The sequence below is a fragment of the Paenibacillus sp. TY11 genome (genome assembly GCF_059772165.1).
Window position 1 is genome coordinate 37,676 of the sequence record NZ_JCBAIQ010000028.1, and the last position, 20,436, is coordinate 58,111.

A 20,436-nucleotide genomic window follows, 5' to 3' on the forward strand; every position below is an offset into this window, starting at 1 on the left:
GAAATAGACCGCCTCGATCCATGGTAACGGTCTATTGTTTTGCTGGACCCTACTGCCGACTACTCTTTAAGCAGTTGTTTGTACACTGGAGTCGTGTTAGGCTTTTTCTGATTTCTTTTCTAACTATCTAGCAGACTTCGAGAAGTTTAATCACAAACAATATACTATACCCCATCTTTTTTTGGTAATATTACATTTAATAGGTGCCAGTAAAAGGATGTGTGTTTATTGTATAGTGCAGATTGTGAAAAATGTTTTGGTTTATGCTGTGTAGCTTTACCTTATGCAAAATCTGCCGATTTTGCTTTCAACAAGGATGGAGGAACTCCTTGTCAAAACCTAAATGTGGATTATCGTTGTGGCATTCATAAAAATTTAAGAACTAACGGCTTGCGAGGCTGTACTGTATATGATTGCTTTGGAGCAGGTCAAAAGATTTCTCAAGTTACGTACAACGGAAAAAGTTGGCGAGACAACCCGGCAATAGCTGAGGAAATGTTTAAAATATTCCCCATCATGCAACAGCTTTACGAAATGCTTTATTACTTAAATGAAGCCCTTAGCTTAGAAGAAGTTCAACCCATCTATACAGACTTACAAGAAGCTATGGCAAAAACCGAGCAACTTACGGATCAAGATCCAAAATCCCTTATAGATCTTCATGTACCAACCCATAGGGCCCTAGTTAATGATTTACTTTTACAAACAAGTGAATTAGTGCGGGCAAAGGTTAAGAACAACATGGAACACAGCAAATATAGTAAAAAAATTAGGGGGAGAGATCTTATTGGTGCAAATTTAAGAGGTGCTAATCTTAGAGGTGCCAATTTGAGAGGAGTTTTACTTATTGCTGCTGACCTCCGAGAAGCTGATTTGAGAATGACCGACCTTATCGGTGCGGATTTTAGAGACGCTGATTTAAGTGAAGCTAATCTGGAAGGAAGTATTTTCCTTACACAAGCGCAATTAAATTCGGCTAAGGGCAATTGTAAAACCAAACTGCCCCCTTCTCTAAGTATTCCCGGTCATTGGCTGCATTAGAGTTTATTTTATAGTACTCTCCAAGAAAATGCGTAATTAAGTAATTAATATCTCAAAAACGTTCGATTTATGGTATACTTTTCTAGTACGGCATACGGCTAAAAGGGCGGTCGGCTAGTCTCCCCGAAGGGAGGTGATGCCCATGGAGGTTAAAGACGCGATTTCCTTGATGATCATGTTCGGCATGTTCATTCTGGCATTGCTTACCTACATGAAAAAGAAATAGACCGCCCCCCACAAAGGTAACGGTCTATTGTTGGACCCTACTGCCGACTGCTCTTTAAGCAGTGGTTGTACACTGGAGTCGTGTTGGCGCACGACTCCTTACTATTCTTACCTCAGTATAGCTCATTTTATAACGTAAATACAGCTTTTATCTTCAAGAATTTTACTGATTACTCAGCTCTTTAATGTATATTGGGCAACAAAAAGTACCTTCCATTGGATCAGGTTCAAAAATCACGTCTTTATGACTGCATCCAGATTTAAATCCGCTCATTCTTTTTCGTTTAGAAATTCCCCTAGTCTCCGACTTAAGGCTGCATACTGCTCTGCATTGGTGTCCGAAAAAGCCTCCTCCCGGTTGGAATGTACATTCTGATACTGTGGAAGGATTGAAAATTGCGACCTCGTAAAATCCATAATGTCCTCACCAATGCGGTTGTAATAGTGCCAACCATTATCCAGCCATGTCTTCAAAATATAGCCGCCAAACCTGTCCTGCACGACGAGCGCTGTGACACCACATTGTCCCGCCGCAGGATTATTTGCTGTCCATTTAGAGCTAGACTCCAAAGACCAAGCTTGAAACAGCGCATTTTCCAATTCTAAAAAACGGTTTGCATTCAACATGCGCGTCCCCTTTCGATTCCATTCTGCATTTATGGTGAACGTGCTCCTTCACTCATTTCAACACGTAGTCCACACTCTGCGAATCTTGGCTTCTACTTCTTTTAGTTCTAGCAAATACACGTCGGGATTCGAAAGTTTTTTCCAGTCCTCAAACCCAAACTGCGGATCGTAATGTCGAATGAGAAGAGATAGTAAAGCTCCATGAGTTACAATGATAACCGTTTTTTCCGCCCGCTCTATAAGCTCCTGAACAAGCTGGATTCCTCGATCTACTGCTTCACGGGATGATTCTCCTCCCTCCAGCTTCAAGTCCTCGTCCAGATAGGTCTGTTCCAACACGTCCAGCCAATGATCCAAATGATCATGGCTAAGTACCCGTTCTTGAAGACGTACATCAGTATACACCTGCAACTGTTTCCGTTCAGCCAAGGGCTGAATGGTTCGCACGGCCCGTTTCCACGGGCTGGACACAATATATTCCACACCTACATTCTCCATAAAATCAGCTAACTGCTCAGCTTGTCGGGTACCCTCATCGGTGAGTCGGGCATCTGGTTCCTGTCCTGTTGCTTGGGCATGTCTGACAAAATAAATTTTCTTCACGTCATCACTCCTAACTGTCACACAAATTTAAAATTCTACATATTTACAAATAATTATTTTTGTGTTATAATATAGGTTTACATATTTTGATTTCATGATACGATTCCTTTGTATTACATCAACTCTTCTGGGAGGGATTCGATGCAATTGGACAAGGGAATACACATACTTCAGGTTTCTGCTAACATCATGGGAAATACAGAGAGCATTTACCCCACTTTAATGTGGGACGAAGATAACATGATTTTAGTCGATACGGCTTACCCCGGGCAACTCTCACTTTTACATGAGGCCATTCTAGGTACCGGATTAGCAGTCCATAAACTTACCTCCATATTAATAACACACCAGGATCTTGATCATATCGGCAGTTTAGCAGATGTGGTTCGGACTTGTTCATCCCCAGTTCAAGTGTTTGCCAGTTCTATTGAAAAGCCCTATATACAGGGAGAAAAGCAACTTATAAAGCTGACACCAGAGGCGATAGCTCAAGCTGTAAGCTCCTTGCCCGAATCCGTTCCAATGGAGTGGAAACATGCATTCCGGCGTACACTTGAAAATCCCCCAAAGGCTGTAGTAAACTCCACGATCGTTGCCGGAGAGGAATTGCCCTTCTGTGGAGGGATCGTAGCTATAGATACTGCTGGTCATACACCGGGACACCTAAGTTTTTATCATAAGCCTAGCCAAATCCTGATTGCAGGAGATGCTCTTCGCACAGTAAGCGGCGAATTACTAGCTCCAGACCCGCAATACTGCTCTGATTTCAATATGGCGAAAGAGTCTCTTAAAAATCTGCTGCCCTATGATATTAAAAAAGTGATTTGCTTTCATGGAGGGCTTTACGAAGGCAATTGCAATCGGCGGATATCCGAGTTGTGTGGATCCTAGCCTTTGATTCACATGTTCATACCAGCCCCTTGACCGATAAGTGAATCATCTAAAGAAAAGACTAACCAGGAACTCCTGGTTAGTCTTTTTTCTAACATATTTTATTGTTAATTCTAAAATAAATCTCACTATTACACAAAAGAAAGAAGATGAGAACTAGGCTTTTAAGTGGACTCTTAATACAGGTACTTCTGGAGAGGCAGATGTACCTTCCAAGATTTCCACATGACTAATCATCTCTTGCCCGTCTGGAACGATTACCGGAGTAATTACAGGAAATCCACCCTGTTGAATCGCGTCTAGATCAAACTCCATCAGTAATTGCCCTGCTTTAATGTTATCTCCTGTTTGAACGTGAGGGTTAAACCCTTGTCCTTTGAGGGAGACTGTATTAATCCCGACATGTATCAAAATTTGTACTCCGGATTCATGCTCAATGATCAGAGCATGCTTACTTTTCTCCATCACGTGGACGACTTTACCCGTAAAAGGAGCAGTAACTTTACCTTCAGTCGGATGAATAGCGATGCCTTCCCCCATAGCCTTCGTAGAGAACGCAGGATCTGGAACCTCTTCAAGGGAAACCACTTTTCCTTTGATTGGTGCTACCATGTCGAATTCTTCAATACGAGGAGCCGCCTTCTTTTTCAACCATTTAAACATAACGATGCCACCTTATTTAGAGATTACATTCATAAACAGTGAATAGGACTTAACTACATCTTTTAAGGAACCGGTTCCACAAAATGAATAAAAAGAAGAGTGGAAGCGATTTCTATCTGAATTATAGTGAACGCCTTTCCAGGATGTCAAGGCGCTCCTCTCCGTTTCTAAAATCACTCTATTTAAAGATACAGAAACATTTTATAACGAGCATACTTTACATCATTTCACTAAGATTGCATAATGATCAGTTGTAAAGTATGCACATTTATATTATATACTTACCTAAAGGAGAGTGTAACTTATGGGTGAAACCTGTGTTCCGTCTGGCGTGGTCCTAAAAGACACTGGCTTTGGATATACGTTGTCCTTAATAAGTGGTAAATATAAAATGATCATTATATATTGGCTTTCTGAAAATAAGGTTATGCGGCATAACGAGCTGAAACGAAGTATCGGCACCATTTCCTTCAAAACACTAAGCATTATGTTAAAAGAGCTAGAGGCAGATGGCCTTATCATACGCAAGGAATTTCCCCAGATACCTCCAAAAGTTGAATATTCATTATCTAAGCGTGGCCTTTCTCTCATTCCATTGTTAAATATGATGTGCGAGTGGGGAGAGGAAAATGGTTTGCCAGCTCTGGAGGACGGACAGCAATAGGCATTCCTATTACAGGCTGTCAATAAAACTCAAATAATCTCGTGCGCTTTTTTCCAATTCGCTTTCAGACAAACCTGGGGCATCTGCGCCAGGCTCATTTTCTGTACCATAAAACGCAAAGAACGAACGATAATCTGCACTGCAATATAGGAAGGTTGTTTCAAAAGGGGATAGTAGACGCTCAAGTGTATAGCGATATCTTCCCTTTTCACTATAATCTTCTTTTTTAATTCCGGCAGATACAGCTAAAGCAACTTTGCGATTCTTTAATTTGTCTCCTCCATTTGAACCATAAGCCCAGCCATAAGCAAAAACATCGTCAAGCCATTTTTTAAGGAGAGGCGGACTACTAAACCAATAAACAGGGAACTGTAAAATAAGCTTACTATGCGATTCAATTAAGTGCTGCTCTTTTTCCACATCAATGTTCCCGTCAGGGTAAATCGTATGCAATTCATGTATAGTATACTTTTCTGGATATTTTTTGAGTTCTCCTACCCATTGCTTATTTATCACAGATGTTTCTATGCTTGGGTGTGTTACGATAACAAGAGTTTTCAAAGACTTATCCTCCTTGAGTATTATTTATTTTCTGAGTATAAAGCGCGCACTACAAATATGTAAGTATGCACTTTTAGTACAACTACTTACTAAAAGGTTAGTGTCAAATCAGAAAAATATTCTTTCTATACCATCACCACGATCATACGTTCATGCTGAAAGCTATTTCGCAACAAAAAAAGCAGCCCACAGAAGCGGCTGCTTTTTACAATACTATTACTACGTTAACGCTTTTCTTACCCTTCCAGCGCCTGCTTCAATTCCTCCGGCGAGGCGGCCCACCATTCCTCGTTATGCGAAATCAGCAGGCTTTTGAGCGCTGCTTTATCTTCGCTGCCGAGATCATCCAGCATAAAACGGCGCTTGAGCGCATAATCCATACGGTTGACGTGATCGGCGAGAATTTTCCAGCCGCGTTTGGCTTCGTCGTCAATCAGCATCTCGCAGGCGGTCGCGCCGCCGTACACACGTCCTTCGGGCGTACGGTCCACGGCTACCCATACCAGCCATACCTGGCGTCCGTTTGGTACGTCCTCTTTATTCGTAGAGAACTTGATGCCACGTTCCACTTTACTTTTGGCATGCATGGCACCGATATCAATTTTCGCCTCTCCTCGGTCAATGATGACCGGGGACATGCTGTTCAAGTCGATTGAGCCTGCGCCGAAGCCCTTATGCTTACTCTTGCCACTGACAATGTTCAGTGCAATCTGCTTTTTGCCATCCGGCTGATTTTCACTCATGCGTCACTAGGCCTCCATTTTCCGTCTTCACACTATTCTACACTATAAATATTTTAACTAATAATCTCCCGAAAGCAAACATATACATGCTGTAGATGCTTGTCAACGGGAGGTATCCATTGTATGACCCCAGCACGCACCAAAATCGTTTTATTGTCTACACTAGCCCTCGGTCTCCTCGCAGGGACGTTATGGTTTGCCTGGCAGCCCCAATCGCAATCCGATCCGCAGTCCATAGGCAAACCACTATACGGCTCCCCGTCTGAGTCTGCGCTTGCGCCAAATATGGGCAAGCCCCTAGGGGCAAACATCCTGCCTGACCTGCCCAAGAACCCTCCACAGCCCGCTACAGAAATCCTCAGCAAACGGGTGGTGGAGTACCACATTGATGTGTCTCTGGAAAAAGGACAGGTTTTGCGAGGCACTGAGACACTGACCTGGAAGCATCCGGGCAAGAAAACCGTGAATGATCTGTATCTTCATCTATACCCTAATGCTTTCTCTTCCATGGAAACCACCTTTATGAAGGAATCCGGGGGGAAGCTGCGTGGAGACACCATGCCCAAGGACGGCTACGGCTCCATGACGCTGACTGAACTAAAAACGGAAGACGGTTTATCTCTCATGCACCGCACCCAATATGTGCAACCAGATGACGGTAACGCAGGCGACCGTTCGCTCATGAAGGTGCGTCTACCCAAGCCGGTACGAGGTGGCGAAGAAATCACATTATATATGAAGTTTGAGGTAAAACTGCCTGCCATCTTCGCTCGTATGGGCGCGACAGATGATTTTGTAATGGCAGGACAGTGGTTCCCGAAGCTCAGCGTCTACGAGACTGCAGGACAGCGTGGACGCGCCGAGGAGGGCTGGAATCTCCACCAATATCATGGCAACTCCGAGTTTTATGCCGATTTTGGGATTTACAGCGTACGGATTCGGGTGCCTGAAACACACATCGTAGCTGCGACCGGATTTCCCACCCGTGGTGCAGTCCGACAGAACGGCCAGAAAATATATCAATTTTATGCCGATGATGTACACGATTTTGCCTGGTCCGCTTCACCCAATTTTGTAACTGTAGAAGAACCCTTTTCTTCTGCTGAAGTCCCTGGTGTCAAAATCAAGCTCTACCTTGATCCGTCGCACAAGGAGCTCAAAGGACGCTACATGAGCGCAGCGAAGGCCGCCCTTTCGTACTACAGCAAATGGTACGGGCCTTATCCATATTCCACCCTATCCATCGTGGTTCCACCCAAAACAGGCAATGGAGCCGGCGGCATGGAGTATCCGACACTGATCACGGCCGCGGCTGCGGATAATCTGAATCCCGGCTATAGTCTGGAACGGACGCTGGTTCATGAGATTGGACATCAATATTTCTACGGAATGGTAGCCAATAATGAATTTGAGGAGCCTTGGCTGGATGAAGGCTTCACCTCCTATGCAGAGGAGCGGCTCATGGAGCAAGAATATGGGCTTACCCCCAACTTGCCATTACAATCGGGACAGGTAGCTTCCCCACAGCCGCTAAACCGCGAGTCATGGAAGTACGGCTCAACTGCTGAGTATGCGCAAAATGCCTACTCTCGAGGCAAATTGGTACTGCGGGGCATTGAACGTCAGGTGGGGTTGAAAAAAATGGATCGGATTATGCGGACCTACGTCCAGACGTATCGATTCAAACATCCGTCCTCACAGGATTTTCAGCGCATCGTGGAGAGAGTCACCGGACGCTCATGGAGCCACTATTTTGAACAGTATGTATATGACGGCCAGATGGCGGACTTTTCGGTGGATCGCATTACGAACCACAAGCTGGAGAATGGATATGAAGCGGTCGTGACGCTCAGCAAGAAAGGGGCGGATTATCCCAAGATCCCTGTTCAATTTACCTTCAAGGATGGCACAACCATATTTAAGGCATGGGACGGCACGGGCAAAAGTACAACTTTTCGGCTCAAAAGTACCTCTCCCGTTTCCTATGTGACCCTTGATCCTCTATATACCATTGCACTGGAGAACAAGCATATTAATAATAACCTGAAAGCCGAATTGAACGAAAAGCAACAAACCCGTTGGAGTGTAAGTGTAACCAAGCTGTTGGAGACACTGCTTGGAAGTCTGTCATGGTGAGGTGTCTATAGATGCGGACTGTCATAAAAGAAGGCTGGGCGCTTGTGCGCATACGATTTTATATCGTTATCATTCTATTTCTGTACCGACTACTGTGGGGGGTATTTCTCTATCGGTTGGTGCAATCTGCCGTTATCCCGTTGCTGCTGCGTTATCCTGATCAGGGTCAAAACGAGCTGGGACAGACCTTGTTTTGGATGGAGGGCCAGATTGCCCTGATGGACAGCCGGGAAGTGCATGTGTATTTGTGGGTACTACTAGGGGCGACCGTACTGCGCATTCTGATCACTCCCTTCATTAGAGCAGGAATATATCAAAGCCTGCATACCGATGCGACTGAACCGCAAAGCCTGTCCTTCTTCAGGGGTATGAAACGCCACGGCTTGTCGTCGCTGTTGTATTACATCATCGAGTTGGGACTGTTGCTGCTTCCCGCCTTTTGGGTGGTACCGAGACTCTACCCCATTGTAGCAGGAGCGCTGCAGTCTTCCTCTCACCTGCTTCATTTGTTGCCCTATGTCATTGGGTGGATAGCTTACGGATGGTTCATTCGGCAGTGCATCCTGTATATGCAACTGGGTACTGTCGGCGATCACGCCATACTATCGTCCCTGCTCGCCTTCTTTCGCCAGCTCCTCCCAGCTGTCGGCATATCCCTTTTGCTCGGTGCTTGTGTGCTGCTGGTTTTCGGTCTATTTGGCACCGTGGCGATGATTTGGACTGGCATGTTGGCGCTCATTCTCCAGCAATCGTATCATTTTGTTACCAGTCTGGTCAGGCTGTGGCATATCAGTTCGCAGTACAGACTATGGCATACCTATATCTCCAGTAGAGGCTAAGCCCTCCCTTATATTTTCCAACTTCATTTCCAGCTGTCGAAAAATCTTTTTGCTTACCCGTGCAAACGGCACATAACTGAATACTGTTAACAGAATCTGTTCCTGGGGCATTAGGAGCAGATTTTTTTTGTAACTTTTTGCGATGAAACATTTGCCAAAGCCAGCCGTCTTTGTTACAATAATCGCAGTGAACTGATAGTAACAACTTTGTAATCTTTATTGTAACCTTTATCTCAAAAACATCGTTATCGTGAATACTGCTCTCCAAGGTGCACATCTTAAGTTAAGCCTAATTCCTGGCACCTAGGAAGCGGGGGAACCAGTTTGGGTGAATTGATCTCGCAACAGAGTGGTCATAGGGGAACCTTCTACCGAATCCTTAAGCTAACCTCGCAGGCAATGGAAGGGGTATATTTTTTTTGAAGAAGAAGCTAACGATCGCAGCCATGGGGCTTGCCATTGCCTTTACATCTTTTACATTCGGTGGCGGCAGTGCATTTGCAGACTCCAAGATGGACCAGGTCATCCAAGATGCCAAAGGAACGAGCTACAGAAGCGGAGGCACTACACTCGAGGGATTCGATTGCTCCGGCTTCACAATGTATGTATTCAACAAACTGGGAATTAAACTGCCGCATCAATCTGGTTCACAATTCAAAATGGGATCTTCCGTATCCCGCGATGAAATGAGACCTGGGGACCTCGTGTTCTTTAACACCACAGGAAGAGGCATTTCCCATGTGGGTATCTTCGTAGGTGAAGGGAAATTTGCCCATTCCTCGTCTTCACGTGGTGTAGTAGTTAGCTCACTGAACGAAAATTATTACGCTAACCGTTATGTCGGTGCAAAAAGAATTATGAGCACAGACGCTTACCACTCTGTAGCTTCAGATGTTCCTGATGACGACAACGTAGAATAACTAACGCACAGCAAGCTAAACCTAGCCGCAATTTGATTCTGGCCGGAATCGAATTGCGGTTTTTTATGTCCACAACATCAGCAATTATTATCATTACTGACGAACTGACACCTCAAAAGGTTTCAATTTTAGCGAACATCGTCGGTTTTACCGTCACCGCTGGGGGAGCATATGAGTAGTAAATCCTTCTTATTGAATGTATACCCGACTTGGGTATGAAATAAACACGCTTGCCATTCCCCTGCAACTTGTCTACAATCTGTTGTTAATGATTGAAGTACCTGTAAAAGGAGGATAGAAAACATGCCTGCCTCAATATCCAACTATCGGATCGTACCGATGGACGAGCATCAAGCGGCTACAATCTGTGAATGGCGCTATGATCCACCCTACAACATATACGGCTGGCTCCCCTGGGAACAAATGAAGGCGCTTGAAGTCGAATTTGGAAGTCCCTCGCTTCGCCAAGAGCAATATGTTGCCGTACTGGATGAAGAGAACAAGCTGACGGGATTTGCTCAATATTTTCCTATGGTCGGTGTGACCCGGCTAGGTCTTGGAATGCATCCTGAAAGATGCGGACATGGCAGAGGCTCCGATTTTGTCCGTGCCATTGCCGAGGAAGCCAGACGACGCAAACCGAAGAATGAAATTGATCTGGAGGTACTCACTTGGAATGGGCGCGCTATCCGGGCCTACAAGGCGGCCGGATTTGAGCTTACGGATACCTATGAACGCCAGACTCCCGACGGCAAAAAGCCGTTTTATTGTATGGTATATCGTCCCGACCACCAGACCCGGGTTCTATGATAAAAGCGCCTTCGGCATACAACCGCGATGTTGTATAGCGAAGGCGCTTTTATCATCATACGACAGATCATTACAAGCTCAATGACTGGTACGCATTTTTTCAAAAGCTTCATTATATTGTTGGGCTTCCTTAATATCCACGGCCATAATACCGCCGTCGTCCCAGGAGGTCAAACGCAGAGTCACGGTCTTGTAATCAATCGTAATAAATGGATGATGATTGAATGCTTCAGATATAGCGGCAACTTCATCCACAAATGCAATCCCTTTCATAAAACTGGAAAAATTATATTTTCGAACGATCCAACGTCCTTCCTCCAGTTCCCAGCCCTCCAGTTTCTCCAGATGTGCTTCAATCTCTTCTTGTGTAAAAGGCATGTTACGAACTCCTCCCCGTTTATACGGAAGCCTTTTAGCCGCTTAAATGCGGCCAAAACTACGATATATTGGTGTACATATTACCACGGCCCCGTTGATAAATCCATAAGACGGCCTTCAAATCAAAGGCACCGACGTCAGTTCCTCATCTCCAATGAGTACATAGATACGATGCTGCTCCGGCTCATAGATCACAACGCCGCTGCCTACAGTGATTATGGGCTCTGTACCCAGTGCATAAAATAAGTCTTCTGCCAAAGCTTCATTGACTTCCTGCCGCCCCGGCGGGTCCAGCCTGTCCCAATCTTCTGCTTCCATCTCAAAAAATTCATAGCTATCTGGGATGCGTCCCACAGCCTCTGTCAAATCGTTCAAAATTTGTTCATACTCGCGCCCATGCTTTACTCCCATACCATTTCCTCCAATAGTTCCGCCATTCAATACATAATCACCTTATTATACCGGAAATTCGCACTTAACAAAAAAGAGAGTTTTGTCGATAAATACTATAATCCGTCTTGTAATGACGCGCTTGGGGCAAGGACGACCCCGGCGGCATGAAAGGATTCAAAATCTATTCTCATGGATGAGGTGTATCATGCAAATTTCAACCATTATCGGACTTGTGCTCGGGATTGTGTCACTGGTCGTCGGGATGATCTTAAAAGGCGCTCCAGTCGTCAACCTGGTCAATAATCCCGCTGCTTACATGATTATTTTCGTCGGAACGGCAGCGAGTATATTTATGGCCTTCCCGATGGCAGAAATCAAACGGATTCCGAAGCTGTTCAAGGTTATTTTCACCGAACAAAAACTGTTAGACCGCAAAGAACTCATCGGTACGTTTACCGAGTGGGCATCCATTACCCGTCGTGAAGGTCTGCTCGCCTTGGAATCCAAGGTAGAGGAAATCGACGATCCCTTTATGCGTGGCGGCATGCGAATGATTATTGACGGCAATGATCAGGAATTCGTACGGGACGTTCTGATGGAAGATATTAATGCTACCGAGGATCGACATCGCTCTGGCGCGCTGATCTTCTCCCAAGCCGGTATGTACGCTCCAACTCTCGGGGTACTCGGTGCGGTTGTAGGTCTGATTGCCGCTCTGGCCGACCTGAGTGACATGGAAAAGCTGTCTCATGCCATTGCAGCAGCCTTCATTGCGACGTTGCTCGGTATTTTTACAGGTTATGTCCTGTGGCATCCGATGTCCAACAAGCTGAAACGGTTATCCAAAAAAGAAGTAGAGCTTAAATTAATGATGGTCGAAGGTCTGCTTTCGATTCAATCGGGTATATCGACTATTGCCATCAGTCAGAAACTGACGATCTTCCTCACTCCGACCGAACGGGCTACGATGACCCAGAAGGATGGCGATTCCAGTGAGTAAAAAGAGACATGAACCGCATGAAGAGCATGCTGACGAAAGCTGGCTGTTGCCATATTCCGACTTAATGACCCTTCTGTTGGCTCTTTTCATTGTCTTATTCGGTATGAGCTCGCTCGACGCCAAAAAATTCGAAACTATGGCTCAATCCCTGAGTGCAGCTTTTAGTGGCGGCACCGGCGTGCTGGATCACTCGGCCGCGAATCCGTCGTCACAATCCATGGATATGGGCAAAAATAAAGAACAGGTATCACAACCGTTAAAATCTAAAGCCACTTCTACCTCTGATCTGCAAAAGCAGCTTGCTCAGCGGGAAGAAGAAGATTTAAAGAAGCTAAAAAAACAAATGGATCAATATATTCAAAATAACGGCCTGTCCCCTCTGCTGAACACCAAGCTGAACCAATCCCAGCTGATGATCACCATTAGTGATAATGCCTTGTTTTCATCCGGGCAGGCCGAAGTAAAGCCGGAAGCAAGAAAGCTGGCCAAGTCCATTTCCAGCATGCTCCAGCAGTTTCCTGGCTATGATGTTATCGTATCCGGTCACACGGACAATGTACCTATTTCCAATAGCCAGTTCCCGTCCAACTTTGATTTGAGTGCCAAACGTTCGCTTAATTTCTTGCGTATTTTATTGCTCAATCCACAGCTCGACCCAACCAAGTTTGTATCCATCGGTTATGGCGAGTATCGCCCATTAGCAAGCAATCAAGATGGACAAGGACGTTCCAAAAACCGTCGTGTCGAAATTTCCGTTCTCCGCAAATATCAGAACGGTACACAAGTCATTAGTCCTACCTCTAGCTCGAATGAAGGTTGATCATGCATATGTTATATGAACAAAGGCACCGCCGCATTTTTTATGCAGCTGGTGCCTTTTTGTTTAGTGATTCCTGTGCTCTGGTCCTGTCATATACGAGGATCATACGCTGTAGGCTATTATAAGGCCCTTCTGGCATTAGCTAAGCGTATAATCAAGCATCTGGCCCAGTTCTAGCTTCTCGGCCTCTGTCAGATCACGCCAGGCGCCTTTCTGAAGGGACCCCAACCGAATATTCATAATCCGCAGGCGTTGCAGTTTTTTAACTTCATAACCGAAGGCAGCACACATACGCCGGATCTGACGATTTTTCCCTTCCGTCAGGATAATACGGAATACATACTCAGATACACGCGTTACCTCACAGGGCAGCGTCCGCTGACCGAGTATTTTCACGCCACTGGACATCCCCTGCACAAAAGATGGTATGACAGGGCGATCCACCGTTACGATATATTCTTTCTCATGCTTGCCTTCTGCCCGTAAAATCTTATTCACAATGTCTCCATCATTGGTAAGTAAAATGAGACCTTCTGAATCCTTATCCAGGCGTCCGATCGGGAATATCCGCTGCGGGTGCCCCACGAAATCGACAACATTGCCTCTAATGTGGCTCTCTGTCGTGCTTGTAATGCCCACCGGCTTGTTCAATGCAATATAGACGTGATCGGACTTCTCGCGTAGCGGCTTGCCGTTCACACGAACATCATCGCCTTCCTCCGCTTGACTGCCCAGCACGGCTACTTCACCGTTAATCGTCACGCGGCCGCTCTCTACCAGCTTGTCCGCCTCCCGGCGCGAGCAAAAACCGGTTTCGCTGATAAACTTGTTAATGCGCAACCTGTGTACCCTCCATTTCTACTAACACACTTCCTCCTGCGCCCCAACCCGTTACTCAGGCTTGGCAATCGGAAGCTGCACCAGGGCTGTCGTTCCCTCTCCCTCTGTGCTTTCAATATCCAGTGTGCCTTTATGACTCTGTATAATACGCTGGCTGACCATAAGTCCTAGTCCTGTACCTGTTTCTTTGTTTGTGAAAAATGGTTCCCCCAGCTTGGACAGCATTTCTGCGGGAATCCCCGTTCCCTGGTCCCGTATGAAGATTTTAACGCTTTCTCCCTCCAAGAACAAATGAATCGTGATGATACCACCTTTACTCATAGCTTCCATGCTATTTTTAAGTAAATTAATGAATACCTGTTTTAACTGATTTTCTTCAGCGTATACCAGGGCAGGCTCGTCCGTAACCTGAAGGTCGAATACAATGCCCAGCAGATGCGCCTGACTATCAAGCAAAGAAATCACGTCGCTCACAATATAGCGAACATCTTTTTTCTGAAAATGCACTGCCTGTGGCTTCGCCAGTATTAAGAACTCGCTAACGATCAAATTGATGCGATCCAGCTCAGACATCATAATATCGTTGTGTTTCATATTCAACACTTGATTTTGCTGCTGTAGTTGGAGAAAGCCACGTAGCGTGGTTAGCGGATTACGAATTTCATGCGCTACACCTGCCGCCAGTTGTCCTACGGTTGTCAGTTTCTCCGATCTGCGCAGCAGTTCCTCCATCCGGTTGCGACTCGTGATATCACGCGAGACGCTGATAAACCCCAAAATTTCGCCTTCTTCATCCAAAATAGGCGACGTGCTCATACTGATCTCTACTGTACTTCCATCCTTACGCATTCTAAGGGACTCACTTGACACGATGCTCTCTCCCTGAAGCAGGCTCTCCTTCTGAAATTCATACTCCTCCTGTTGCTGCGGAGGTACAAACTCCAGCTTACGACCAACCAATTCTTTCTTGGTCCAGCCATACAAAGCTTCGAAAGCATGATTGACCCGAACGACACGATCCTCCTGATCGGTCACATGAATTGCATCTGCCGTCTGATTAATAACCGATTCTAGATGCTCCTTTACAGAACGGTTCTCTTCGTACATCTGTTCGAGTCTTCTCGTATACATCCCTAGGTTGTAAGCCATCGCATTGATGCGCTCACCCAGCTGTGCAAGCTCATGACCACCCTTAATTTGTAGCCGTGTATCAAAATGACCATCAGCCATCTCGTTCACTTTACCTAGTATCGACTGAATTGGACGGACAAACAAACTGGCCAGCACATAGCTTCCAATGATCACAACCTCCAAAAGGACAATGGAAATGGCAACTAGACTAATCAATTGCTTGGAAATAACAGAAGTGATCGTATCGTAATTCATAACAATACGAATGACATAGGCATCACGGTTAGCCGGATAAAAAGGTATGTAACTGACGAGAACCCGTTCGCCTTTAATATAACAGTCTTGTACGATACTCTCCCCCGAGAGGATAGCCCTGGACACGGCCAAACGATCTTCCTGCACTCTCGTTAGTTGATACGTGCCGAATTGGATCGGTTTGTTGTACATGTAATAGTATTTCCGGTCGTTCCCGTTCTTGTCCATCGTAGCGCCACCAAAGGTTGCAGGATTAATTCCTGTAATCTCCATGATGCGATAATCCACTTGTTGGGTTTGCTTTACGATCTCATCGGGGCTCAGGATGGTTATGAAATTTCGTACTGAAGTATCCTGAAAGGAAATTCGAATTAAGTAGTTACGTTTTTGGTCATAATAAAATCCCCATTTATTAATATGTGAGGAGTCTGAACCCGTGTAGTCAAATGATCCGGTCCAAAAATGGTCCAGTTTTTGACCTTGCGCCATTGGAGCCTGTCCATGCTCATATAATTGGTCAACTGCATTTTTCCAATGCCCTGTCAATGGATCAGATGGCGTCACTTCTTTAGGATCCGAGGATTTGACAACCTTATACCCCTGCCCGTCTCGAATCATCAAGGAAATATTAATATCCCTGTGGAGTGTGGCTATCTGTTGAAGCTGTTCCTGCTGAATATTTCGGATGTCAGGATCGAGCTGATTGGCAGCCAAGGTGGCAGAAAGCCACAAATTATATCCGAGCTGTTTGTCAACGGCCTCCCAGCTATGTTGGGTTTGTTCGATGGCTCCTCCGATGATTTTAGCCGTCAGAACCATTTTAGTTTCGCTGTCACTTCTTAGATTTTCGTGGGTCGTGTAATAATTGAGTGCGATGTTTAACAAAAGGATAAACAGGACGGACCCCGACAAAATGATCGTTATTCTGATTTTTATCGACACACTGATTTCTCACCTCTTGCCGTATGCTGGCGATTACTGGCAATTGCTAACTCAATGATACCGTAATAGCGCCTGTGATACCAGCATTTACATTTACCGGATATACATAAATACACACTTTGTGTACAGTGTTGTCAATAGACGGGCGTTTGCCTACAATATAATAAGATAATCATCCACAGGTAGTCCACAAATACACAGATTTTATTATAAACTGTGGATAAACCTGTGGACAAGTGCTGTGTTATCCACAATTTTATTCACATCATGTTAACAACGGAATATTTGTTCGTTGGATAATTCCGCGTTTGAAAGGAGCATTTTCCCAGTGACCACTATGGATCACGCCTATTGGATGAAAGAAGCCATTCAGGAAGCGTACAAGGCAGAAACGTTGGGTGAAGTCCCCATCGGAGCTGTCATCGTAAAAGATAATAAAATCATCGGCCGCGGTTACAATTTGCGCGAGACTGATGCTGACCCAACAGCACATGCAGAGATGGTTGCCATTCGTCAAGCCAGTGAGCATTTGGGCGCTTGGCGCCTGCTGGATTGCAGGCTGTATGTCACTCTGGAGCCGTGCCCGATGTGCGCCGGAGCCATTGTTCAATCACGAGTCCCCCATCTGATATATGGCACCACAGACCCCAAGGCAGGCTGCGCAGGCACGCTAATGAATTTATTACAGGAGCCTCGGTTCAATCATTGCACAGAGGTAACCAGTGGTGTACTTCAGGAGGAATGTGCCTCGTTGCTAACAAACTTTTTTCGGCATCTCCGGCAAAAAAGAGCGGCTGCCAAATTGTCTCCTCCCCCATCTTCATCCTGAGGGGAAAGTCCAAAACATCTTATCTCATACAACCAGCAGTGCAACCGTTATTTACATCTCATTGCTAATTTCCCCATGGAAGGAGATCACCCCATGCCTATGAGCTTGTATAATACACCTCAAGGTATCTTTTTACGGCCATTTAGCTTGGCGGATAGCGAAGCCCTTCTCGCCCTTAGGCTCCGAAATAGGGATTCCCATGCGCCCTATGAGCCGCTTTACGAGAATTCATTTTTCACATTAGAGAAACAGCAGGATTACATCCGTCAGAGATTGCGTCAAGCGGAAGAAGATCGAGGATACTTGTTCGGTATCTTTCTCTTAAAGGAAGAAAGGCTCATCGGTTATATCTCCATTTCCAATCTGGTGCGTGGAGTTGGACAATTCGCCGATATCGGCTACATGATGGATCATCATGAACAGGGTAAAGGGCATATGACCGCTGCCTTAAAGTTGATCATACAATATGCCTTTCGTGCCTTATCTCTACATCGTCTCCAAGCGGGTACCCTCGTGCATAATGATAGCTCACAACGTGTATTAAAAAAGTGCGGCTTCCAACCGGAAGGGATTGCTCGCAAGCTGGTACAAATTCAGGGTACATGGCAGGACCACCAAATGTTTGGACTTTTAGCTGAGGATGACGTGTGGCGGACCTAAATGACTGCACAGGGAGATAACATTAACAGTAGACAAAAAAACCGCCCGGCTTATGCCGAGCGGTTTTTCTTACATCACATTCGAAAAAATGATGTTTGTAATCATGTCATCCCCTGTTTAAGGAGCAACAGTTTGCATTTTTTGTTGCAGTTGTTCCATAGTCAGGACTTGATCACCTGTTGGAATACCCACTTTAAATGCTGCTTTATCATTGATTTTGCTGTATTTCGTGTAGCCTGTTACAGACAATTTCACATTATCTTTCGTAGTAGGATCATTCAGTTCCACGTTTGCATTCAGGTCCTGATACACAGGAATGTTATCCTTGTTCAAAGCTGTGTTAATGTCAAACTGTTTCACCGTCAAATAGTTTTTCAACTCATCCAGCTTTTTGCTAACTTCACTGGTGTTGGATTGCAGTTCTTTCTTCGCTTCAGCCAGCTCTTCCTTCTTCACTTGAAGCATGCTAGCATATTCGTCTTTAGACATCACATCAAGGACTTTAGGAAGCGCCTTAGTGATAAATGTATTGGTCGCTTGCTTCACGTTGTCGTTCGTTATTTTAAACTGAACCACTTGTTTAGCTTCAACGCCTTGTGGCAATTTAGCGTCTTTAGGATCAATATCAAAGAAATACGTAGCTTGATCATACTCGTTCATAATAGCAGCAATCACTTCATTCGCAAATTTTTGCGATTTTTCCTGATCCATGGTTGCAGGGTTAAATTCTTGTCCCGATTGTTTAGCCAGTTCTTGTGGATCAATGATCAGGAATTTACCTACAACATCCTGTGGAAGCGGGTAAAATGGAATATTAGGAATTTTAACGTACAGTTTATCTTTAGTCATTACCATTGGAATCGTGAAGCTGGTGGAAAGATCACCTTTCAAATGAATACCAAGCGTCATTTCAGATTGGAAAGGCTCTTTTTGGTATACACCATCCAGCGTAATATCTGCATTTTTCAGCATGCTGGTTACCATTGCACTTTGCTCACTTGGAACAGAAGCGGATGTAATTGTCAGTTCCTTAATGGTGAATTGACTTTTGGATTCATAAGAATTCAATTTCATTGCATTTGCAGTACCTGTCGTAACAGCTTCCTTCGGTTCTAACTTCTTGCTACAACCTACCAGGGCTACCGTCAAAAGCAACACCATAGTGAGTACCAAGACGGATAACTTTTTACTCATTGTGTAGATTCTCTCCTCTCGTAATTAACCCCTTTTTTATGCTAACAAAAAAATACACACCCTCTATTTTAACTCATATTCACAAGTAGCGAAACACTTATTGGAAAATTTTCTTGCAATAAGCACAAAGACACCCTGGCTCTCTAACCAGGGTGTACTACACTATGCATATATTTTTAGGAGAAAAGTCAGACTGCTTATGAACCTTCTCTGTTGTGGTGATCCACGTGATTCCGCTGTTTCACTTTCTTGGAACCGGATAACGGCTCTTGTTGGTGACTACGCTCACGCTTTTCGTTACTTCCATCAGTATCCTGTGCCTCGGGAACAGGAATGGCTTTAGGCTTGCTCATTTACGCACCCTCCATCCTCGGTCTATATTTCGGGTCCTTCAACGAATCCGTTTATTACCATTTAAAATAGGACTAAAGATGGTGTAGATCTTCCGTTTTATCGTGATTTAGTGAATCCTGATGACGGCGATCATTACGATCCTGCTCCACTTGCTGTGCCTGATGACTATTAACTGGACGTTGCTCCAAATCATCAACAATGTTGGACAGGTTTTTATCCAGTCCGTTTTTGGCTTTTGTCATGTAGCCTTCCTCCTCATTCCTTCATGACTACGAGTGCGTCAATGACTGTAATGTCTGGGCACATTGGTGAATATGCCGAGTATAATCGGACAGCAACTGTTGAATGATATCTGTTCGTTCATCCACAGACTGTCCGTCCCGCTCTACATCGACTAAGCTAACCTGCACTTCCCGAGAATCTACATAAGTACATGCAAAATCAAAGGAGTACATTTGTCTGCCTTCTACCTCGATGTGGATTCGTATAGCCCGATTGTCGGCTTCATCTGCCTGTACCTGTGATTTATCCCCTGAATTCAAAAGAATCGGCAGTTGTTCCTGCCAGGCCTCTACCAGCTTTTGCTGATCTACTGTCATTTCTCGATTCATGCCAGCACCTCCACATCTGATAACGTGTGAAAAAAACGAGCTTTTTATACAACAAAAAAGCCATTCTCCACGATTCCTGATCATTAGCGTAAAGGCCAATGTACCAGCTATCGTAATCGAATGGCTTGGATTATTTATAATATGGCGGAGAGGATGGGATTCGAACCCATGTGAGCTTGCACTCTAACGGTTTTCAAGACCGCCCCGTTATGACCGCTTCGGTACCTCTCCAGGTGGTAAATCGATAAAGCTGCTTCCCTTATTAAACATACTCAGGCGCAACAAAATTATTTTACCACAGAATTT

25 protein-coding genes, 1 tRNA gene and 1 riboswitch are annotated in these 20,436 nt (G+C 45.0%); of the genes, 12 read left to right on the top strand and 14 right to left on the bottom strand.

Translation table 11 applies throughout. The features are described from left to right. Nucleotides 1–228: 228 nt before the first annotated feature. On the top strand, nt 229–1,041 hold the full coding sequence (locus AC6EJC_RS23575) for a pentapeptide repeat-containing protein (protein ID WP_444956050.1): 813 nt from the start codon (nt 229–231) through the stop codon (nt 1,039–1,041). A 175-nt stretch (nt 1,042–1,216) separates the two neighbouring features. Further along, nucleotides 1,217–1,267: a putative holin-like toxin gene (locus AC6EJC_RS23580; RefSeq protein ID WP_229716897.1), complete on the top strand. Its 51-nt coding sequence runs from the start codon at nt 1,217–1,219 to the stop codon at nt 1,265–1,267. Nucleotides 1,268–1,536: 269 nt separating this feature from the next. Here AC6EJC_RS23580 and AC6EJC_RS23585 read toward each other — a convergent pair whose 3' ends face one another. Further along, nucleotides 1,537–1,890, bottom strand: a complete 354-nt coding sequence (locus tag AC6EJC_RS23585; RefSeq protein ID WP_444956076.1) for a YunG family protein — start codon at nt 1,888–1,890, stop codon at nt 1,537–1,539. 60 nt (nt 1,891–1,950) lie between these two features. Beyond that, a complete protein-coding gene (locus AC6EJC_RS23590) occupies nt 1,951–2,496 on the bottom strand; it encodes a histidine phosphatase family protein (RefSeq protein ID WP_444956051.1) in 546 nt (181 codons plus the stop codon). Between the two features lie 141 nt (nt 2,497–2,637). On the opposite strand from AC6EJC_RS23590, the gene AC6EJC_RS23595 reads away from it, so the two are divergent. Continuing rightward, nucleotides 2,638–3,387 (top strand): MBL fold metallo-hydrolase, encoded by a 750-nt coding sequence (locus AC6EJC_RS23595; RefSeq protein WP_444956052.1) that lies wholly within the window; start codon nt 2,638–2,640, stop codon nt 3,385–3,387. A 156-nt stretch (nt 3,388–3,543) separates the two neighbouring features. On the opposite strand, the gene AC6EJC_RS23600 is transcribed toward AC6EJC_RS23595, so the two are convergent. Further along, a complete protein-coding gene (locus AC6EJC_RS23600; RefSeq protein ID WP_444956053.1) occupies nt 3,544–4,050 on the bottom strand; it encodes a PTS sugar transporter subunit IIA in 507 nt (168 codons plus the stop codon). Between the two features lie 304 nt (nt 4,051–4,354). On the opposite strand from AC6EJC_RS23600, the gene AC6EJC_RS23605 reads away from it, so the two are divergent. Then, nucleotides 4,355–4,714, top strand: a complete 360-nt coding sequence (locus AC6EJC_RS23605; protein ID WP_103050231.1) for a winged helix-turn-helix transcriptional regulator — start codon at nt 4,355–4,357, stop codon at nt 4,712–4,714. Between the two features lie 9 nt (nt 4,715–4,723). On the opposite strand, the gene AC6EJC_RS23610 is transcribed toward AC6EJC_RS23605, so the two are convergent. Both AC6EJC_RS23610 and AC6EJC_RS23615 read right to left on the bottom strand, forming a co-directional pair. Further along, on the bottom strand, nt 4,724–5,275 hold the full coding sequence (locus tag AC6EJC_RS23610) for an NAD(P)H-dependent oxidoreductase (RefSeq protein ID WP_444956054.1): 552 nt from the start codon (nt 5,273–5,275) through the stop codon (nt 4,724–4,726). Between the two features lie 236 nt (nt 5,276–5,511). Continuing rightward, nucleotides 5,512–6,018 carry a YwhD family protein gene (locus AC6EJC_RS23615; RefSeq protein ID WP_444956055.1) on the bottom strand — a complete coding sequence of 169 codons (507 nt, stop codon included), beginning with the start codon at nt 6,016–6,018 and terminating at the stop codon, nt 5,512–5,514. A gap of 123 nt (nt 6,019–6,141) precedes the next feature. On the opposite strand from AC6EJC_RS23615, the gene AC6EJC_RS23620 reads away from it, so the two are divergent. From AC6EJC_RS23620 to AC6EJC_RS23635, 4 genes are all read left to right on the top strand, one after another. After that, on the top strand, nt 6,142–8,154 hold the full coding sequence (locus AC6EJC_RS23620; RefSeq protein WP_444956056.1) for a M1 family metallopeptidase: 2,013 nt from the start codon (nt 6,142–6,144) through the stop codon (nt 8,152–8,154). Nucleotides 8,155–8,165: 11 nt separating this feature from the next. After that, nucleotides 8,166–8,993, top strand: coding sequence for a hypothetical protein (locus tag AC6EJC_RS23625; RefSeq protein WP_444956057.1), 828 nt, complete (start codon nt 8,166–8,168; stop codon nt 8,991–8,993). Between the two features lie 276 nt (nt 8,994–9,269). After that, nucleotides 9,270–9,407, top strand: a riboswitch (cyclic di-AMP (ydaO/yuaA leader). 5 nt (nt 9,408–9,412) lie between these two features. Next, entirely contained in the window at nt 9,413–9,913 is a 501-nt protein-coding gene (locus AC6EJC_RS23630) for a C40 family peptidase (RefSeq protein WP_444956058.1), read from the top strand. Between the two features lie 303 nt (nt 9,914–10,216). Then, nucleotides 10,217–10,723 (top strand): GNAT family N-acetyltransferase, encoded by a 507-nt coding sequence (locus AC6EJC_RS23635; protein WP_444956059.1) that lies wholly within the window; start codon nt 10,217–10,219, stop codon nt 10,721–10,723. A 78-nt stretch (nt 10,724–10,801) separates the two neighbouring features. On the opposite strand, the gene AC6EJC_RS23640 is transcribed toward AC6EJC_RS23635, so the two are convergent. Both AC6EJC_RS23640 and AC6EJC_RS23645 read right to left on the bottom strand, forming a co-directional pair. After that, on the bottom strand, nt 10,802–11,101 hold the full coding sequence (locus AC6EJC_RS23640; RefSeq protein WP_444956060.1) for a 4a-hydroxytetrahydrobiopterin dehydratase: 300 nt from the start codon (nt 11,099–11,101) through the stop codon (nt 10,802–10,804). A gap of 117 nt (nt 11,102–11,218) precedes the next feature. Further along, nucleotides 11,219–11,512 carry a hypothetical protein gene (locus tag AC6EJC_RS23645; protein ID WP_444956061.1) on the bottom strand — a complete coding sequence of 98 codons (294 nt, stop codon included), beginning with the start codon at nt 11,510–11,512 and terminating at the stop codon, nt 11,219–11,221. A gap of 187 nt (nt 11,513–11,699) precedes the next feature. On the opposite strand from AC6EJC_RS23645, the gene motA reads away from it, so the two are divergent. Further along, nucleotides 11,700–12,494 carry a flagellar motor stator protein MotA gene (motA, locus tag AC6EJC_RS23650; protein ID WP_025723780.1) on the top strand — a complete coding sequence of 265 codons (795 nt, stop codon included), beginning with the start codon at nt 11,700–11,702 and terminating at the stop codon, nt 12,492–12,494. Further along, nucleotides 12,487–13,314 (top strand): flagellar motor protein MotB, encoded by an 828-nt coding sequence (gene motB, locus AC6EJC_RS23655; protein WP_444956062.1) that lies wholly within the window; start codon nt 12,487–12,489, stop codon nt 13,312–13,314. The genes motA and motB overlap by 8 nt, the downstream gene beginning before the upstream one ends. A gap of 138 nt (nt 13,315–13,452) precedes the next feature. On the opposite strand, the gene rluF is transcribed toward motB, so the two are convergent. Next, nucleotides 13,453–14,154 (bottom strand): 23S rRNA pseudouridine(2604) synthase RluF, encoded by a 702-nt coding sequence (rluF, locus tag AC6EJC_RS23660; protein ID WP_025723782.1) that lies wholly within the window; start codon nt 14,152–14,154, stop codon nt 13,453–13,455. Nucleotides 14,155–14,205: 51 nt separating this feature from the next. Further along, nucleotides 14,206–16,482, bottom strand: coding sequence for a PAS domain S-box protein (locus AC6EJC_RS23665; RefSeq protein ID WP_444956063.1), 2,277 nt, complete (start codon nt 16,480–16,482; stop codon nt 14,206–14,208). A gap of 328 nt (nt 16,483–16,810) precedes the next feature. Between AC6EJC_RS23665 and tadA the strand changes: the two genes are divergently transcribed. Together tadA and AC6EJC_RS23675 are read left to right on the top strand one after the other, a co-directional pair. Continuing rightward, nucleotides 16,811–17,311 (top strand): tRNA adenosine(34) deaminase TadA, encoded by a 501-nt coding sequence (gene tadA / locus AC6EJC_RS23670; RefSeq protein WP_444956064.1) that lies wholly within the window; start codon nt 16,811–16,813, stop codon nt 17,309–17,311. Between the two features lie 93 nt (nt 17,312–17,404). Beyond that, nucleotides 17,405–17,971: a GNAT family N-acetyltransferase gene (locus tag AC6EJC_RS23675; RefSeq protein WP_444956065.1), complete on the top strand. Its 567-nt coding sequence runs from the start codon at nt 17,405–17,407 to the stop codon at nt 17,969–17,971. A 117-nt stretch (nt 17,972–18,088) separates the two neighbouring features. Here AC6EJC_RS23675 and AC6EJC_RS23680 read toward each other — a convergent pair whose 3' ends face one another. The 5 genes from AC6EJC_RS23680 to AC6EJC_RS23700 form a co-directional block, all read right to left on the bottom strand. Further along, nucleotides 18,089–19,165 (bottom strand): hypothetical protein, encoded by a 1,077-nt coding sequence (locus AC6EJC_RS23680; RefSeq protein WP_444956066.1) that lies wholly within the window; start codon nt 19,163–19,165, stop codon nt 18,089–18,091. A gap of 197 nt (nt 19,166–19,362) precedes the next feature. Next, complete coding sequence (locus AC6EJC_RS23685) at nt 19,363–19,518, bottom strand: small acid-soluble spore protein P (protein WP_444956067.1); 156 nt, start codon at nt 19,516–19,518, stop codon at nt 19,363–19,365. A 72-nt stretch (nt 19,519–19,590) separates the two neighbouring features. Continuing rightward, nucleotides 19,591–19,761 carry a hypothetical protein gene (locus tag AC6EJC_RS23690; RefSeq protein ID WP_444956068.1) on the bottom strand — a complete coding sequence of 57 codons (171 nt, stop codon included), beginning with the start codon at nt 19,759–19,761 and terminating at the stop codon, nt 19,591–19,593. A 27-nt stretch (nt 19,762–19,788) separates the two neighbouring features. Continuing rightward, entirely contained in the window at nt 19,789–20,130 is a 342-nt protein-coding gene (locus AC6EJC_RS23695) for a hypothetical protein (RefSeq protein WP_444956069.1), read from the bottom strand. A 142-nt stretch (nt 20,131–20,272) separates the two neighbouring features. Further along, a tRNA-Ser gene (locus tag AC6EJC_RS23700) sits at nt 20,273–20,361 on the bottom strand. Nucleotides 20,362–20,436 lie beyond the last annotated feature (75 nt).

Coding starts and splice junctions, on each gene's coding strand:
- motA (WP_025723780.1), top strand. CDS start 11,700: ATGCAAATTTCAACCATTATCGGACTTGTGCTCGGGATTGTGTCACTG.
- AC6EJC_RS23595 (WP_444956052.1), top strand. CDS start 2,638: ATGCAATTGGACAAGGGAATACACATACTTCAGGTTTCTGCTAACATC.
- AC6EJC_RS23695 (WP_444956069.1), bottom strand. CDS start 20,130: ATGAATCGAGAAATGACAGTAGATCAGCAAAAGCTGGTAGAGGCCTGG.
- AC6EJC_RS23635 (WP_444956059.1), top strand. CDS start 10,217: ATGCCTGCCTCAATATCCAACTATCGGATCGTACCGATGGACGAGCAT.
- AC6EJC_RS23640 (WP_444956060.1), bottom strand. CDS start 11,101: ATGCCTTTTACACAAGAAGAGATTGAAGCACATCTGGAGAAACTGGAG.
- AC6EJC_RS23605 (WP_103050231.1), top strand. CDS start 4,355: ATGGGTGAAACCTGTGTTCCGTCTGGCGTGGTCCTAAAAGACACTGGC.
- AC6EJC_RS23625 (WP_444956057.1), top strand. CDS start 8,166: ATGCGGACTGTCATAAAAGAAGGCTGGGCGCTTGTGCGCATACGATTT.
- AC6EJC_RS23680 (WP_444956066.1), bottom strand. CDS start 19,165: ATGAGTAAAAAGTTATCCGTCTTGGTACTCACTATGGTGTTGCTTTTG.
- AC6EJC_RS23620 (WP_444956056.1), top strand. CDS start 6,142: ATGACCCCAGCACGCACCAAAATCGTTTTATTGTCTACACTAGCCCTC.
- AC6EJC_RS23690 (WP_444956068.1), bottom strand. CDS start 19,761: ATGACAAAAGCCAAAAACGGACTGGATAAAAACCTGTCCAACATTGTT.
- AC6EJC_RS23685 (WP_444956067.1), bottom strand. CDS start 19,518: ATGAGCAAGCCTAAAGCCATTCCTGTTCCCGAGGCACAGGATACTGAT.
- AC6EJC_RS23675 (WP_444956065.1), top strand. CDS start 17,405: ATGCCTATGAGCTTGTATAATACACCTCAAGGTATCTTTTTACGGCCA.
- AC6EJC_RS23615 (WP_444956055.1), bottom strand. CDS start 6,018: ATGAGTGAAAATCAGCCGGATGGCAAAAAGCAGATTGCACTGAACATT.
- AC6EJC_RS23600 (WP_444956053.1), bottom strand. CDS start 4,050: ATGTTTAAATGGTTGAAAAAGAAGGCGGCTCCTCGTATTGAAGAATTC.
- AC6EJC_RS23645 (WP_444956061.1), bottom strand. CDS start 11,512: ATGGGAGTAAAGCATGGGCGCGAGTATGAACAAATTTTGAACGATTTG.